The following is a 16104-nucleotide window of genomic DNA, read 5'->3' on the forward strand; positions in this document are numbered from 1 at the left end:
GGGTCGCCGCTAGCGCACCACGGGGATGGCGGCGGTGGGCGGGACGATGGCCTGGGTGGCGGCCTGGATGGCCGTGATCGCGACGGTGTTGACGATGTCCTGCACGAGCGCGCCGCGCGAGAGGTCGTTGACCGGCTTGCGCAGACCCTGGAGGACCGGTCCGATGGCGACGGCGCCGGCCGAGCGCTGCACGGCCTTGTAGGTGTTGTTGCCCGTGTTGAGGTCGGGGAAGATGAACACCGTCGCGCGCCCGGCGACCTGGGAGCCGGGCATCTTCGAGGCCGCGACCGCCGCGTCGGCCGCCGCGTCGTACTGGATCGGGCCCTCGACGAGCAGGTCGGGCCGGCGCTCGCGCACCAGAGCCGTCGCCGCGCGGACCTTCTCGACGTCGGCGCCGGCTCCGCTCTCGCCCGTGGAGTAGGAGAGCATCGCGATGCGGGGGTCGATCCCGAACTGCTGGGCGGTCTCGGCGGACGAGATCGCGATGTCGGCGAGCTGCGCCTCGGTGGGGTCGGGGTTCACCGCGCAGTCGCCGTAGACCAGCACGCGGTCGGCGAGCGCCATCAGGAACACGCTCGAGACGACGGAGACGCCCGGGCTCGTCTTGATGATCTCGAAGCCGGGGCGGATGGTGTGCGCGGTCGTGTGCGCGGCTCCCGAGACCATCCCGTCGGCCAGGCCGAGCTGCACCATCATCGTGCCGAAGTAGGAGACGTCCGTGACGGTGTCGTAGGCGTGGTCGTAGGTGATGCCCTTGTGCGCGCGGATGCGGGCGTACTCCTCGGCGAAGCGCGCGCGGTGCTCGGGGTCGAGGGTGCTCAGCACGCGCGCGCCGTCGAGGTCGAGGCCGAGGCCCGCCGCACGGGCGCGGATCTCGGCCTCCTCGCCGAGGATCGTGAGCCGGGCGATGCCGCGCTTGAGCACGGTCGCGGCGGCACGGAGGATCCGGTCGTCGCCGCCCTCGGGCAGGACGATGTGGCGGTCGGCGATGCGCGCGCGCTCGATCAGCCCGTACTCGAACATCAGCGGCGTGACGACCTCGGACCGGCCGACGTCGAGGAGGGTGAGCAGCTCGACCGCGTCGACCGCCTCCTGGAAGAGGGCGAGGGAGGTGTCGCGCTTGCGCGGGGAGTCGGCCGCCAGGCGGCCGCGGGCCGCGGTCACGCGGACGGCGGTGTCGTAGGTGCCGAGCTCGGTCATCACGATCGGCACGCGGCTGTCGACGCCCTCGATCAGCCGGACGATCGGCTCCGGCAGCTCGAAGCCGCCGTTGAGGATGATGCCGGTGACCGTGGGGAACGTACCGGAGGCGTACGCCATGATCACGGCGAGGACGACCTCGGGCCGGTCGCCGGGGACGATCACGACGCCGCCCTCGGTGAGCCGCGGCAGGACGTTCACCATCGACATGCCGGCGATCACCACGCCGAGCGCCTCGCGACCGAGCAGCTCCGGATCGCCCGCGACGACGACGCCGTCGACCGCCTCGACCAGGCGGGACAGGCTCGGAGCGACGAGGAACGGATCCTCGCGGATCGCCCAGACCGGGACGGTGGCGGGGATGCTCTCGCGGATCGCGGCGACGGCGTCGGCGGCGGTGTCGGGATCGGCGCGGTTCGCGATCACTCCGATGAGGCTCGCGTGGGCCGTGCGCAGCTCGACCGAGGCGAGCTCCGTGATCTGGCGCATCTCCTCCGGCGTGCGCGCGGGAGCCTGGCCCAGCTGCTCGCTGCGGGACGAGTCCCGGCCGGTGAGGACGAGCAGGACCGGAGCGCCGAGGTTGGCGGCGATGCGGGCGTTGTAGCCGAGCTCGGTGGGGCTGCCGACGTCCGTGTAGTCGGAGCCGAGGATGACGACGGCGTCGCACCGGGCCTCGACGCCCTTGTACCTCTCGACGATCCGCGAGAGCGCCGCCTCACCGTCGGCGTGGACGTCCTCGTAGGTGACGCCGATGCAGTCCTCGTAGGCGAGGCCCGAGTCGGAGTGGCCGAGCAGCATCTCGAGCACGTAGTCCGGCTCGGAGGTGGAGCGGGCGATCGGGCGGAAGACGCCGACCCGCTGCACCTGGCTGCTGAGCGCATCGAGGACGCCGAGGGCGACCGTGGACTTGCCCGAATGACCTTCGGCGGACGAGATGTAGATGCTCTGAACCATCGGATCCAGCCTACCGAGGGGGTCCCTCCGCCTGGCTGAGTAGAGGCCAGGGATGGGAGGGCGTGCATGCGGCGCTGCTGTGGAGGAGCTTCCTCGAGCGGTGCAAGCCGGCAGTGCGGTGGCGCGGACGCCGGGCGGCGGAGCAGGCGGCCCCGTCAGACCGGCGGCCCTGCGGACGAGCGGCCCTTGAAAGAAACTGCCGATTAACGGAAGAAGACCCCCCGCGCACCCGCCAGAGCCCGGTTACCCTTGCTGCGTTTCCGCCCTGGGGGAGTTGGCCTGGATGGCGCCACGCGGGGAGCCGGGTGACAGTCTAACCGACGACGGCGGCCGAGGAGAGCGGGGCGTGTCGGGGTCGTGGTCAGCGGGAGCCTCCGACACCGGCTAGTATCGATGAGTCGCGGCTCAGGTCGTGCCAGGAGGATTCGCCTAGTGGCCTATGGCGCACGCTTGGAAAGCGTGTTGGGTGAAAGCCCTCGGGGGTTCGAATCCCCCATCCTCCGCGAACGGTGTCCGTTGCTCTCGCCAGCACGGGCACCGTTTTGTTTAACCGGTGCGGCCGATCGTCGGAGCCCGGTCGACCGGTGAAGGCGTCGATCGGAGCGGCCCACTCAAGCATCGCCGGGTTTGCGCCGCCGGTGCACGACGACGTCGCGCCGAGCAGGCGCCGCCGATCGTTCGGCGCGCGCCGGGCGTGCGGGATCAGCCGTAGAGGTGGTTCGTCCGCGCGCAGGAGTCGGAGCAGAACGCGCCACGGCGGGCGACGAGCGGGGCCGAGCAGGCGGTGCAGACGGGGCGGAAGAAGAGTTCGGCTATGGTTCGCGACATGGTCCGACCGTAGGTGCCGGTCCCGGATCGTGCCCGTCGCCATCCGTATTACGACAACGCGGACGACAGGGCGGCGATACGGACCCTCCGGCGACGCCGACCGTCAGTCGGCGATGCGCTCGAGCCATTCGTCGAGCAGGAGCCGCTCCCCCGCGCTGAGGGGCTCGATCTGCGGCAGCGCCGTCCGCAGGGCGACGGCGTGCGCGACGACCGCACGGGCGGCGGGATCGGTGGGGCCCGCCTCCGCCGTGGTGATCGCCGCGAGGACGGACTCGCGCGAGCGGGACGAGAGCTCGTCGTCGGGGTCGGCGAGGGCGGTCAGCGTGAGGGTGCAGCCGAGCGCGGCCGACTGGAGCAGGCGGGAGGCACGCTCGACGTCGACGGTGAGGCGGCCGGCTTCGGCGACGGCCCGGACCGCGTCGAGGAGGACGCCGCGGGACAGGCGCGCCGCCTCCGACTCCTCCCCCGGCCGCGCGGTGAACATCAGCGCGTAGAGGTGCGGTTCGGCGAGTCCGAAGGCGACGTGGTGATCCCAGGCGGCACGGAGCGCGTCGACCGGGTCGGCCGGCGCCTCGCTCCGCTCGAAGTCGGCGAGGGCCGTGGCGAATCCGGCTGCCGCGGCCGAGTCGAGCAGCCCGCGCAGGTCGCCGAACGTCCGGTAGATCGTAGGGGCCTGCACCCCCGCCGCCGCGCTGATCGCCCGCGTCGACACCGCGTCCCGCCCGCCGTCCGCCAGCAGCTCGACCGTCGCTCGGAGGATCCGCTCCCGCGTCGTCCCGCTCTCACTCATGCTACCGACGCTAACACGCTCCCGTTAGCGCCTCGTCTCCCCGAGCGGCCCGGGTCGCGTCAACGCCGTCGGGCGGTCCCGAAGATCCCGCGGACCACCTCGCGCAGCAGCGTCCTGCCGGCGCTCGAGCCCAGCACCTCCTCGACGACCGTCTTGTCGCGGCGGGCGCTGCGGGTCCCGCGGGAGGTCGGTGCCGTGCGCCGTCGGGAGCGCTCGGCGGCCTGGTCGGCGGCGCGCTCGGCGGCGGCCCGCTCCTTCGCACGGCGGGCGGCGTCCACGGTCTCCTCCTTGGCGCGACGCGCGTCCTCCTTGGCGCGGCGGGCGTCGTCGGCGGCCTGCTGCTCGGCGGCGGCGCGGGCCTCCTCGGCGTCGGCGGCGGCGTCGAGCCGGCGGGTGAGGATCTCGCGGGCGGAGTCGCGGTCGAGGGGCGTGCCGTAGCGCGCGAGGAGCGGGGACCTCTGGACGCTCGCCTCGCGGTCGGCCTCGGGGGTGGGCTTCATCGAGCCGAGCGGGGCGCGGAGACGCGTCCAGGCGACCGGGGTCGGGGCGCCGCGCTCGTTCATGACCGTCACGATCGCCTCGCCGATGGGGAGCGCCTGGAGGACCTCACCGAGGTCGTAGTCGCTCTCAGGGTAGGTCGAGACGGTGGCGCGGAGGGCCTTGGCGTCGTCCGGCGTGTGCGCGCGGAGCTGGTGCTGCACGCGGGAGCCGAGCTGGGCGAGGACGTCGCCCGGCACATCCTTCGGGGTCTGCGTGACGAAGACGATGCCGACGCCCTTGGAGCGGATGAGGCGCACGGTCTGGGTGATCGCGGCGAGGAAGTCCTTCGACGCGTCGCGGAAGAGCAGGTGCGCCTCGTCGAAGAAGAAGACGAGCTTCGGCTTGTCGAGGTCGCCGACCTCCGGCAGGTCGTTGAAGAGGTCGGCGAGCAGCCACATCAGGAAGGTGGAGAACAGAGCCGGCCGGTCGGCGACTCCGGGGACCTCGAGGAGGCTGACGACGCCGCGCCCGTCGGCGGCGAGGCGGAGGAACTCGGCCGTGTCGATCTCGGGCTCGCCGAAGAACACGTCGGCGCCCTGGTCGGCGAACGCGATCAGCTCGCGGAGGATCACGCCGGCGGTCGCCTTGGACAGCCCGCCGAGCTCGGCGAGCTCCGCCTTGCCCTCGTCGCCGACGAGGTAGGTGAGCACGGCGCGGAGGTCGGACAGGTCGACGAGCGGGAGACCGGCGCTCTCGGCGTAGTGGAAGACGAGGCCGAGGCTCGACTCCTGCGTGTGGTTGAGGCCGAGCACCTTCGCGAGCAGCAGCGCGCCGAATCCCGTCACGGTGGCGCGGACGGGGACGCCGGTGCCGATGCCGCCGAGCGCGAAGTACTCGGCGGGGGCCGCCTCCGCCCGCCAGTCCTGGCCGATGCCGCGGGTGCGGGCGAGCAGCGCGTCGGTCGCGGTGCCCGGAGTGGCGAGGCCGGAGAGGTCGCCCTTGATGTCCGCAGCGAAGACGGGGACGCCGTGGGCCGAGAGCTGCTCGGCGAGGACCTGCAGCGTCTTCGTCTTGCCGGTGCCGGTCGCGCCGACGACGAGGCCGTGCCGGTTGAGCATGCCGAGCGGGATGCGGACGGGCACGTCGATCCGCGCGTCGCCGTTGACGAGGGCGCCGAGCTCGAGGGCCGGGCCGGTGAACGCGTACCCGGCGCGCACGGCGTCGACGGCGCTCTCGGGGAGCGGACCGGGGGCCGGGGCGGGCGCCGAGGGGGTGGGCGGAGCATCTGCATCCGGAACGATCGGACCGGAAGCGACGGCGTCCGGAGCGACGGCGTCCGGGGCAACGGGAGCAGCGGACTGCTCCGCTCCGCTCCCCGACGCCGCCACCAGCCGCTCGTCGTCCGCGACGGCCTCCGCCTCCTCCGGGCCGGCCGCCGCGTTCAGCGCCGCGGCCGCCGCCTCCGCTCGTGCCAGGGCCTCGGCGGCCTCCGCCTGCAGTCGGCGGGCGGCCTCCAGGGCCGCGCGCGCCTCGTCCCTCGCCGAGGCGAGCCCGTCGTCACTCATGGGCTCAGCCTAGGTCGGCGGCGCCGGTCAGTCCTCGCGGACGTGCCAGGACTGTCCGTACCCGCCGTCGGCCTCGGGGCGGGCCATCAGCTCGAGGAACGGGTCGGCGCTGAACGCCTCCGGCCCGAGCACTCCGGCGCCGGTCCACACGCCGGTCGCGAGGAGCTCGAGCGCGACCACCGGGTTGAGCGCCGTCTGCCAGACCACGCACTGGGTGCCGTACTCGGCCATCGTCCACTCGTTGTCGCTCACGTGGTAGAGGTACACCTCGCGGCGCGCGCCGTCCTTCGTGCCCGAGACGAAGAGGCCGGCGCAGGTCCTGCCGGTCATCCGCGGGCCGATGCCGGCGGGGTCGGGCAGGGCGGCGGCGACGACGTCGCGCGGCGAGACCTCGACGGGACCGCCGGCCGAGCGGACCCGCAGGGGCTCGGTGCTGTCGAGGCCGAGGAGGTGGAGGGTGCGCAGGACGCCGATGAACTGCTCGCCGAGGCCGTACTTGAAGGTGACCTTCTTCGCGTCGAGCCAGCGCGGCATCAGCAGCACCTCCTCGTGCTCGACGTTCACGCACTCGACCGGGCCGATGCCCTCGGGGAACTCGAACACCTCCGGCTCCGAGAAGGGGGCGGTGGTGTACCAGCCGCGGTCGCGCTCGAACACCACCGGCGGGTTCAGGCACTCCTCGATCGTGGTCCAGATGGAGAAGGACGGAGCGAAGATCTCGCGGCCGTCCGCGTCGTGCACGACGAGGTTCGCGCCGTCGCGCACTCCGAGCTCGTCGATCTCGTCGAAGAGGTGGTCGGAGGCGTAGCGGGCGAAGACGTCGGAGAGTCCCGGCTCCACGCCCATGCCCACCAGGGCGAGGCGGCCGCGGGAGGACCACTCCTCCGCCGCGGCGAACTGCTCGTCGCCGAGCTTGAGCCCCGTCAGCTCGTGGGGCCGCTCGGGGTGCGGGAGCGAGAGGCTCATCGCCATGTCGAGGTAGTCGGCCTCGGCGGCGAGCGCTCCGGCGAAGATCGTCGGGACGAAGCGCGGCTCGACGGCGTTCATCACGTGGGTCGCCCCGTGCGCGCGGGCGACGGTCTCGACGTTCTCGGCGTCGGAGGCGTCGATCCGCGCGGCGACGAAGCGGTCGTCGGCACCGTGCCGCTCCGCGATCCAGGCGACCGTGCGCTCGGCGCGAGCGAGGTCGTAGTCGCAGACGATGATCTGCTCGAAGAAGGAGCGGCGCGCGACGATCTTCGCGAAGGCGTCGCCGACGCCGCCGGCGCCGACCAGGAGGATTCTCATGGGGACACCGTAGCGACGGATCGCGTCGTCCACCATGCCGAGCACCGACGGAATCGGAGCGGAGCGCGCCTTCCGGCCACCGGATCCGTCACGGGGCGGCCCGCTCCCCCCGCTCGAGCAGGCGGAGGAAGCCGGAGAGGTGCCCGAGGCCGGTCAGCGAGGTCGGGAGCGAGGCGGCGAGCGCCGGCGAGTGCACCAGGTACGCCGCCCACTTCGCGCGCGAGACCGCGACGTTCAGGCGGTTGGGCAGGAGGAGGAACTCCATTCCGCGCGGGACGTCGGCCCCGGAGGACGCGGCGAGCGACACGATGGCGACCACCGCCTCCCTGCCCTGGAAGAGGTCGACCGTGCCGACCGGCGTCTCCTCGAGGCCCGCGGCGTCGAGGGCGGTGCGGAGGAGCCCGCCCTGGGCGTTGTAGGGCGCGACGACGATGACGTCGGCCGCGGTCAGCGTCCGCTCGCCGTGCTCGTCGGTCCAGGCGCGGCCGACGAGGGAGAGGGCGATCTCGACGACGCGCCTCGCCTCGTCCGGCGAGGAGGTGGTGTCGCCCGCGTGCTCGACCGGGACGGAGTGCACGCCGGGCTCGACCCCCTCGAGGTGACGCACCTGCGGCGCCCGCGACCGCAGCGCGCCCTCATAGGAGAGCTCGGAGACGGCGTCGGAGAGCGCCGGGTGCATCCGGTGGGTCTGCGCGAGGAAGTAGCCGTATTCGGGCGGGAGGACGTCGTGCCCGTCGGCGAGCCAGCCGAGCGCCGACTCGTCGACCGGCTCCGGGTGCGCGCCCTGGCTCACCTGGGGCAGCTGCTGCGGATCGCCGAGCAGGAGCAGCCGCTGGGCGGAGACGGCCGACGCGATCGTCGGGGCGAGCGAGAACTGCCCGGCCTCGTCGACCACCAGGAGGTCGAGCGAGCGGCGCGGCACGGTGACCGGATTCGCGAAGGTCCAGGCGGTGCCGCCGATGACGCAGCCGCCGCCCTCCTCGAGGACCGCGGTGAGTGCCGCCGCGTTCTTCACCGGCGCCCAGGGCGTCGCCTCGAGCGCCTCGGGCGGCGTGCCGTTCTTGGGCACCTTCGCCACGCGGGAGGGATCGACGCCGCGGCCGACGACGGCGCTCAGCACGTTCTCGACCACCGAGTGCGACTGGCCGACCACGCCGATGCGCCAGCCGTGCTCGTTCACCAGCCGTGCGATCACGTGGGAGCCGACGTAGGTCTTCCCGGTGCCGGGCGGACCCTGCACCGCGAGGGTCGCCCGGTCGAGTCCGAGCAGAGTGGTGACGACCGCGCCGATCACGTCGTCGCCCTGCACCGGAGCGACGGCTCCCGGCGGCACGCGGCGGAGGACGTCGAGCGCCGGGTCGGCCAGCATCGCGGGCAGCGCGTCGAGGACCTCGCCGCCCCACTCCGCGATCGCCTCGGGCTGGGGCGCGGCGCGCGGCGGCGGCGCGGGGGCGAGGGCGACCGGAGCGTCGTCGTGCGGATCCTCCCCCGCCTTCAGGCCCTCCTTGAGGAGCAGGACGATCCGCTCCCCGTCGTCGTCGACCGCGAGGATCTCGGAGCGCTCGGAGGCGCCGCGCAGACCGGGACCGGGCGAGGGTGCACCAGGGGGCGCCGGGGCCTCGTAGACCAGGTACGGCGATGAGCCGGTGCCGAGCCGACTGCCGGGAGCGAGCCGGCCGAGGATCCGCAGCTCGCGCGACTGCGTGCGGGCGCGCGGGAGCTTCGCCCAGTCGCGGACGACCTCGACCCGGTCGATCATCACGACGTCGCGGGTGTCCGCCCACTCGTCCAGCGGCTGCCGGAGGCGGTCGAAGTGCTCCTGCCAGAAGGTCTTGGCCTCGCGGCGGTGGTAGTCGATCGCCGCGCCGGCGAGGGCGAGCGCGGTCTGGTCGGCCGTGCGCTCGCGCGGCTCGATCCCCTCGACCTGCGCCAGCAGTGCGACCGCGACCGGGTGCGGCTCGCGGGGCACGGGGATCTCGACCTCGAGCAGCGGCGGCAGCTCCTCGCGCGGCGGAGCGAGCTCCAGGAGCCAGTCGCGCAGGCGGAGCGTGGAGCGGCAGTCGTAGGCGTTGTACTCGGCGACGAGGTCGAGCCCGCGCTGCCCCTCGGCAGGATCGGCCCTCTGTGCGGCGCGCGCCTCCACGTACATCTCGATGCTGTCGGCGGCGTTCGTGACGCCGGACGCGTCCCGCTCCTCCTCGCCCATGTAGAGCGGCTCCAGCTTCTTGAGCGAGTAGCTGCGCGAGCCCACGCGGAGCGCCCGCCGCACCACCGGGTACAGGTCGACCAGGACGCCGTCGCGCAGGAGCGCGTCGACCTCCTCCTCGCCGACCCCGTGGCGGAGCGCGAGCGAGAGCAGGTGGCTGCGCTCGTAGGAGGCGTAGTGGTAGACGTGCATCCGGGGGTGCTCGGCCCGGCGCGCCCGCAGGAGCGCGAGGAAGTCGAGGAGCGCCCGGCGCTCGGCCGCGAGGTCGTGCGCCCAGAGCGCGGTGAAGCGCTCCTGGTCGTCGACCATGCCGAAGAGGTAGTCGAGGCCCCACTCGCGGTTGTCCTCGGTGTAGAGCGGGTCGCCCTCGAAGTCGAAGAAGAGGTCCCCCGGATCGGGGGCGGGCAGCCCGGCGAGCACGGAGGCGTCGATCACCTCGACGGCCGGCACCGGCGAGGACTCCGATCGCAGCTGCAGCCGCGCCTGGGCGCGCAAGCCCTCGAGCGTGCCCGCGCCCAGCCCGGGGACGGGGCCGTCGTGCTCGGCGAGGGCGTCGAGGGTGAGGACGCCGGCCGCCGTGAGCTTCGCCCGCTGGTCGAGCCGCATCCCGGCGACGAGGATCGGATCGCGGTGCGCCTGGACCTCGGGCGCGCAGACCGAGCACCGTCCGCAGGAGGGGTAGCGCGGATCGCCCCACGCCAGCGGCTCGACGGCGGCGAGGCGCTCGGCGAGCACGGCGCGGAGCCGTGCGCGCTGCACCCGCTGGACCGGGGCGACGACGGCCAGCTCGTGGCTGGTGACGGAGCCGTCGCCGAGCACGAGGTGCACCTGCTCCCCCGCGCGGACGCCGCGGGCCTGCATCTGCTCGGCGTAGGCGGCGAGCTGCAGCAGCGCCGGGATCTTGGCGTGCCGGGCGAGCTTGGTGTCGTAGACCTCGTAGGCGCCGTCGACGGTGCGGAGGAGGAAGTCCGAGAAGCCCAGGAACTCGCCGTCGAAGAAGGTGGCCTGGTAGAGCACGTCGACCCCGGCGCGCATCGCCTCGACGGCCGCCTCGGCCGCCGCGGGGTAGCCGGCGGGCTCGGGGCGCTCGAACTCGAGCACCTCGTGCGTGCGCTTCAGCTCGGCGAGGAAGCGGTGCTCGTGCTCGTCGCCGAGCACCGCGGTGCGCTCGAGCATCCCGTCCCTCTCGGCCTCGAGGCGCGGGGCGCGGCCCAGCAGGGCGTCGAACCGGCGGAGGACCGCCCACTCGCAGGCCGCCCAGTTCGACAGGTCGGTGGGGCTCGTGACCACGCGGCCGGACTCCAGGTACACGCGACTCCTTCCGCGACCACCGGGCGGCGATCGGCTCCAGGCTAGGGCGCCCCTCCGACACTCGTGCGGCCGCGGCCACCACCCGCACCGCTCCGGCTCCGCGTGGCAGGCTGGGCCGATGACCCGCGCGCGCTTCGAGATCATCCCGGCCGACGACATCGGCGAGCGCGCCGCGCGAGCGTTCCCGGACCCCTCCGCGGTGACGCTGACCGTGACGAGCCTGCCGAAGCACGGGACCGAGCGGACCGTGGACTGCGCGGTCGCGCTGGCCGGGCGCGGGTTCCGCGTGGTGCCCCACCTGGCGGCGCGGAACGTCGAGGGCCGCGCCGCACTCGAGCGGGTCCTCGGGCGGATGGGCGAGGCGGGGATCGACGAGGCGTTCGTGATCTCGGGCGACGCGTCCTCGGCGGCCGGCACCTACTCCACGAGCCTCGAGCTCATCCGCGACGCCCGCGAGATCTCACCCGGGCTGGCCCTGGACATCGCAGGCTATCCCGAGGGCCACCCGCACCTCTCCGACGAGAGCATCGAGCGGCACCTGCGCGAGCGCGCTCCGTTCATCCGCTCGATCGTCACGCAGATGTGCTTCGACGTGGACGCGGTGGTCCGCTACGCCGATCGGCTCCGCGAGACGGGGATCACGGCCGATCTGTGGGCGGGCGTGCCGGGGCCGGTCGAGCGCTCGCGGCTGCTGACGCTGGGCGCGCGGATCGGAGTGGGCTCCTCGCTCGGCTTCCTGAAGCGGAGCACCTCGGTGGCCGGCGGGCTCCTCCGCGGACGCCGCTTCGACCCGTCCGCGTTCGTCGCGCGCCTGGAAGCGGCGGCGGGCGACCGCCTCGCGGGCCTGCACGTCTACACCTTCAACGAGCTCGACTCCCTCGCCGCCTTCGGCTGATCGGCGAGCCTCCGCGCTCCTCGGGCGCCGATACTGAGGGTCTCGAAGCCCTCGCGCGAAGAGAACTGCGCCGGTCAGGTGGTGCGGCGGATCCAGATCGGCGGGTGCGGGAGCTCGGCCTCGGTGCGCAGGCGGCCGGCGAGCGGAGCCCAGACCACGAGCGCCACGCCGATCCCGAGCAGCAGGCCGCCGACGGTGTCGCTCAGCCAGTGGGCGCCGAGGTAGGTGCGGCTCGCCATCATCGCCACGGTGTAGAGGAAGCCCGCGATCCAGACCCACAGCAGCGGGAACACCAGGGCCAGCACCATCGCCGTCGTCGCCGCGTTGGCGGTGTGGCCGGACGGGAAGGAGCCGTAGTCGCTGGTGACGAGCATGTCGGCCGGGCGGGCGCGTCCCACCAGCTCCTTGACGAGCTGGGTGGCGCCCACGCTGACCAGCGCGGCGATCGCGTAGTAGAGCGCGGCCCACCGCCTGCGGAACACCAGCAGCACGGCGACGATGCCGAGCGGGATGAGCGTCGTGCCGACGAGCCCCGCTCCGACCGTGTTCATGACGAGGGCCGGGATGTCCCAGACCGGCGAGCGGTGCTCGACGATCTCGTCCATCCACTCCACGTCGAAGCGGAAGGCCGACGTGGGGCGGAAGGCGATCAGCACGGCGAGGAGCACCGTGAGCAGGATCGCGAGCGACGCGGAGATCAGCGGCCAGCGGCGGGAGACCCGGTGGGCCGCCTCCTTCGTCAGCAGCCGGGCGGCGACGTCGTCGGACGGCACCTGCTCGCGCATCCGCGCGCGCTGGACGGCATCGGGGCGCGCGATTCCGGGCTCGGTCGACAGGCGGTCGTCGCGGTGATCCATCCGGACATGATGCCGTCACCCGGCGTTCCCCCGCTGGGGGTTGCGGGGCGGCGCGGCCGACCGTTCGGAAGCCCGGCGTCCGTGCGCCGGGTTCGTGGCACGGTCCGACCGGCCGTGCGGATGCCCGGCCTTCCCCCGCGGGGGTTCGCGGCGCGGCTCAGCCGGCCGCGCGGGCCAGGCGGGCGGCGCGGAGGGCGTCGAGCCGGGTCGGCTCGGAGGAGCGCGCGAGGAGCCGCGCGGCGACGGCGCTCACGCGGGAGTCGTCCGAGGCGGAGGCCCGTTCGAGGGCGGCGGCCGCGTCGGGACCGGTGATCGAGCCGAGCGCCATCACGGCCGAGACCGCGAGCGCGGAGTCGTCGCTGCCGGCGGCCCCGTCCAGCGCGTCGACGGCAGGACGCGCGTCGTCGCCCAGGTAGCCGAGCGCGGCGGCGGCGTGACGCCGGACCGGCGCGGACCCCTCGCGGAGGGCCTGCTCCAGACCAGGGACGGCCGCGGCGCCGAAGGAGGCGAGGACGTCGGTGAGCACGTTCTGCGCCTCCGCGTCGTCGTCGCCGAGCAGGCCGAGCAGGACCGGCAGCGCGCGCGCGTCGCCGAGGCGGCCCAGCGCGAAGCGGGCCTTCGCGGCGACGGCGGGCTCGGAGTCGGCGGCCAGCGGGGCGATGTCGTCGAGCGTCGCCGGGTCGAGGATCTTGCTGAGCACGTGCAGCGCCTGCGTGCGCACCCGGGGCTCGCGGCCGAGCGCCTCGCGCGCGACGGGGACGGCGGCGGAGCCGAGGCGGCCGAGCGACCAGGTGAGCACGTCGCGGACGAAGAAGTCCGGCTCCTCCCACAGGTGCGCGGCGAGGGGCTCGGCGGTGGCGGGCTCGGCGAGCTCGCCCAGGGTCATCGCCGCGCGGAGGCGGACGTCGCGGTCGGGATCGGAGAGCTCGGCGAGCAGGGCGGAGGAGTCGCGGGAGGACATGGGAGGGGACTGTAGCAGCGGCGCTCGGGAGCGGATCCAGCGAGGGCCGGAACGCCCGGGAGGAGCCGCAGGAGCGGGGCGTGCCGGACCGCCGGGACCCGGAGCCGAGCGCTCAGTCCTGCAGCGCCGGGACGCTCCTCGGCCGGACGATCAGCCAGAGCGCCAGGATCGACACGGTCGCCGTCGCCATCATCACCACGGCCATCGGCACGGCCGAGCCGGCGCCGAAGACCCCCGAGATCGGCGACAGCAGTCCGGCGGTGCCGAAGTTCACCGCTCCGAGCAGCGACGCGGCCGTCCCCGCCTCCTGGCCGTGGTTGACCAGGCCGAGGACCTGCACGCACGGGAAGCTGAAGCCGCACGACGCGATGAAGAACCACAGCGGGACGAGCGTGCCCCAGAGCCCCAGCCCGAGCACGTCGAAGAGGGCGATCAGGCCGGCTGAGGTGAACAGCGTCAGCGTCGTGATCGCGAGGATCCACTGCGGCCCGATCCTCCGGCTGAGGTAGGAGGACGCCTGCACGCCGAGGACGACGCCGAGCGAGTTCACGGCGAAGAGCAGCCCGTACTGCTGCGCGTCGAATCCGTAGAGGCCCTGGAACAGGAACGAGGAGCTGGAGAGGTAGGTGAACAGGCCGGCGAACGTCATGCCCCCGATCACCGCCACTCCGAGGAACACACGGTCGCTGAGGACGGCCCGGTAGCGCTGCACGAGCGAGCGGTGCTCGCGCTCGTGTCGGGCGGCGCGGGGCCGGGTCTCGACGACGAGCAGGCCGACGGCCGCGACGACCAGCACGCCGTAGGCGGCGAGGAAGACGAAGATCCCGCGCCAGTCCATGATCAGCAGCAGCTGCGAGCCGATGACCGGCGCGAGCACGGGCGCGAGGCCCGACACCAGGGCGAGCCGGGACAGCATCCGCACCAGCGGGCGGCCGCCGAAGAGGTCGCGGACCATCGCCATCGCGACCACGCCGCCCGCCGCCGCGCCGGCCCCCATCAGGAAGCGGAAGACGCCGAGGGTGACGATCTCGGGGGCGAGCGCCGCGCCGACGCAGGCCAGCACGTGCAGCGAGGTGGCCAGGAGGATCGGCAGGCGCCGGCCGACCGCGTCGCTCCAGGGGCCCACGACCAGCTGGCCGAGCGCGAAGCCGAGGGTCGTGCCGGTGAGGGTCAGCTGGACCGCCGCCTCCGACACGTTCAGCTCGCTCTGCAGCGCGGGGAAAGCCGGCAGGTAGAGGTCGATCGTGAACGGCCCGAGGGCGGTCAGCGAGCCGAGGACGATCACGTAGACGAGGCGCTGGCGGGCCGTCAGGGCGTCGCCCGGGTGGCGGTGCACGGGGAGGGAGCCGGTCGGAGTCGAGGCGGGAGTGGACACGGAGTGCCTTCCTGCGCAGGGCGCAGCGGGGTGGGAGGGAGGGGTGCGGCCGGTGTCGTCCTCGGCTCGGGAGCGGACCTCGTCGGCTCCACGCCGCTCGGTCGAATCAATTCGATCACGTGTCGGACAGCGGCGCCACCCCTCGGCCCGCCGAGGAATCAGACCGGGTGGAGCGGAGTGCCGAGCGGGTCGGCGAGCAGGCGCTCGAAGGCGAGCTCGGCGGCGCCCAGCATGAGCAGATCGGCGCCGAGCTCGGTCCGCACGATGCGCACGGAGTCGAGTGCGACCCGGAAGGGGCCGCCGCGGCCCAGGCGCTCCTCCAGGAACCCCGGCGCGACTCCGATCAGCGCCCCGAGGAAGCCGCCCAGCACCACGAGCTGCGGGTTGAACACGTTGATCACGTTGCGCAGGGCGACCGCGAGGTGCCCGAGCTGGCGCTCGACCTCGGCGCGGACGGCCGGGTCCTCGGAGGCGGCGAGCGCCTCCTCCAGCCGCTCGCTCTCGTCGAGGCCGAGCACGGTGAGCAGCTCGGCGCGGCCGACCTCGGTCTCGAGGCAGCCGACGGCGCCGCAGTGGCAGTCGATGCCCGCGCTGTTGACGAGGGTGTGGCCGATCTCCCCCGCGTAGCCGTCGATGCCATGCAGAGGCGCGCTGCCGACGATGACGCCGGCGCCCACTCCGCTCGCGCCGCCGTTGAGGTAGACGAGGTGCGAGACGTCGCGGCCGGCGCCGAGGACGCTCTCGGCGAGCGCACCGAGGTTGGCGTCGTTCGCCGAGAGGACGGGCAGGCCGGTCGCGTCCGCGAGCATGCGGGAGAAGGGCTCGTCGTCCCAGCCGAGGTGCGGGCCGACCCGGACGAGGCCGTCGGCGTCGCGGACGAGGCCGGGCACCGCGACGCCGATGCCGACGGTCCGCGTCTCCTCGGGCAGCTCGGCCAGCAGCTCGGCGACCGCCTCGGCCGCCAGACGGGCCGCGGCCTCGGCGGTGGGGACGGAGGCGGAGCGGCGGATGCGGCGGCGGACGACGGCGTCGACCCCGACCACGGCGACCGTGACGGCGTCGATCTCGGGGTTCACGGCGAGCGCGACGACTCCGGGATCGGCCTCGACGACGGGGCTCGGCCGGCCGACCTGGTTCGGCGTGGCGGGCTCGCGCTCGCGCACGATGCCGAGCTCCACCAGCTCGCCGACCAGCGCCGCGATCGTGGAGCGGTTGAGGCCGGTCAGGCGGGTCAGCTGCGAGCGGGAGCGGGGGCCGCCGCGGTGCACGAGGCGGAGGATCGCCGAGAGGTTGTGCCGCCTGACGCGGTCGAGGTTGTTGCCGCGCGTCGCGTGGTCGGGCATCCGCGGTCTCCTCTGCTTGCGGGGGTCAGCCTAGCCGGGGGCGGGGCCGGGG

General features: G+C 74.0%; 11 protein-coding genes, 1 tRNA gene and 1 other RNA gene. 2 read left to right on the forward strand and 11 right to left on the reverse strand.

Going from position 1 to position 16104, the window contains the following annotated elements; all coding sequences use genetic code 11:
* Positions 1 to 9 precede the first annotated feature (9 nt).
* The gene (pta, locus tag C5C39_RS16360; RefSeq protein ID WP_104227473.1) at positions 10 to 2154 is read right to left on the reverse strand and encodes a phosphate acetyltransferase; all 2145 of its coding nucleotides are present in this window, start codon (positions 2152 to 2154) and stop codon (positions 10 to 12) included.
* A 209-nt stretch (positions 2155 to 2363) separates the two neighbouring features.
* An RNA gene (gene ffs / locus C5C39_RS16365) (signal recognition particle sRNA small type) lies at positions 2364 to 2460 on the reverse strand.
* A gap of 112 nt (positions 2461 to 2572) precedes the next feature.
* Between ffs and C5C39_RS16370 the strand changes: the two genes are divergently transcribed.
* Positions 2573 to 2657: transfer RNA gene (locus C5C39_RS16370), tRNA-Ser, on the forward strand.
* Between the two features lie 199 nt (positions 2658 to 2856).
* Here C5C39_RS16370 and C5C39_RS17915 read toward each other — a convergent pair.
* The 5 genes from C5C39_RS17915 to C5C39_RS16390 all read right to left on the reverse strand — a co-directional run bounded on the left by C5C39_RS17915 (position 2857) and on the right by C5C39_RS16390 (position 10621).
* On the reverse strand, positions 2857 to 2982 hold the full coding sequence (locus C5C39_RS17915; RefSeq protein ID WP_258068488.1) for a hypothetical protein: 126 nt from the start codon (positions 2980 to 2982) through the stop codon (positions 2857 to 2859).
* A gap of 103 nt (positions 2983 to 3085) precedes the next feature.
* Positions 3086 to 3772 (reverse strand): TetR/AcrR family transcriptional regulator, encoded by a 687-nt coding sequence (locus C5C39_RS16375; RefSeq protein ID WP_104227474.1) that lies wholly within the window; start codon positions 3770 to 3772, stop codon positions 3086 to 3088.
* 59 nt (positions 3773 to 3831) lie between these two features.
* Positions 3832 to 5817: a helicase HerA-like domain-containing protein gene (locus C5C39_RS16380; protein WP_104353885.1), complete on the reverse strand. Its 1986-nt coding sequence runs from the start codon at positions 5815 to 5817 to the stop codon at positions 3832 to 3834.
* Between the two features lie 27 nt (positions 5818 to 5844).
* Positions 5845 to 7104, reverse strand: a complete 1260-nt coding sequence (locus tag C5C39_RS16385; RefSeq protein WP_104353890.1) for a saccharopine dehydrogenase family protein — start codon at positions 7102 to 7104, stop codon at positions 5845 to 5847.
* Positions 7105 to 7192: 88 nt separating this feature from the next.
* Positions 7193 to 10621 carry a bifunctional RecB family nuclease/DEAD/DEAH box helicase gene (locus C5C39_RS16390; protein ID WP_104353886.1) on the reverse strand — a complete coding sequence of 1143 codons (3429 nt, stop codon included), beginning with the start codon at positions 10619 to 10621 and terminating at the stop codon, positions 7193 to 7195.
* A gap of 118 nt (positions 10622 to 10739) precedes the next feature.
* Here C5C39_RS16390 and C5C39_RS16395 point away from each other — a divergent pair, with 118 nt between their 5' ends.
* Complete coding sequence (locus tag C5C39_RS16395; RefSeq protein WP_104351874.1) at positions 10740 to 11516, forward strand: methylenetetrahydrofolate reductase; 777 nt, start codon at positions 10740 to 10742, stop codon at positions 11514 to 11516.
* 74 nt (positions 11517 to 11590) lie between these two features.
* On the opposite strand, the gene C5C39_RS16400 is transcribed toward C5C39_RS16395, so the two are convergent.
* From C5C39_RS16400 to C5C39_RS16415, 4 genes are all read right to left on the reverse strand, one after another.
* Positions 11591 to 12373 (reverse strand): phosphatase PAP2 family protein, encoded by a 783-nt coding sequence (locus tag C5C39_RS16400; RefSeq protein ID WP_244229597.1) that lies wholly within the window; start codon positions 12371 to 12373, stop codon positions 11591 to 11593.
* Between the two features lie 157 nt (positions 12374 to 12530).
* Positions 12531 to 13334, reverse strand: a complete 804-nt coding sequence (locus C5C39_RS16405; protein WP_104353887.1) for a HEAT repeat domain-containing protein — start codon at positions 13332 to 13334, stop codon at positions 12531 to 12533.
* Positions 13335 to 13446: 112 nt separating this feature from the next.
* The gene (locus C5C39_RS16410; RefSeq protein WP_104353888.1) at positions 13447 to 14709 is read right to left on the reverse strand and encodes a multidrug effflux MFS transporter; all 1263 of its coding nucleotides are present in this window, start codon (positions 14707 to 14709) and stop codon (positions 13447 to 13449) included.
* A 158-nt stretch (positions 14710 to 14867) separates the two neighbouring features.
* Positions 14868 to 16052: an ROK family transcriptional regulator gene (locus C5C39_RS16415; RefSeq protein ID WP_104353889.1), complete on the reverse strand. Its 1185-nt coding sequence runs from the start codon at positions 16050 to 16052 to the stop codon at positions 14868 to 14870.
* Between the last annotated feature and the right edge of the window lie 52 nt (positions 16053 to 16104).

This window comes from Rathayibacter sp. AY1F3 (assembly GCF_002931975.1).
Classification (GTDB): Bacteria; Actinomycetota; Actinomycetes; order Actinomycetales; family Microbacteriaceae; genus Rathayibacter.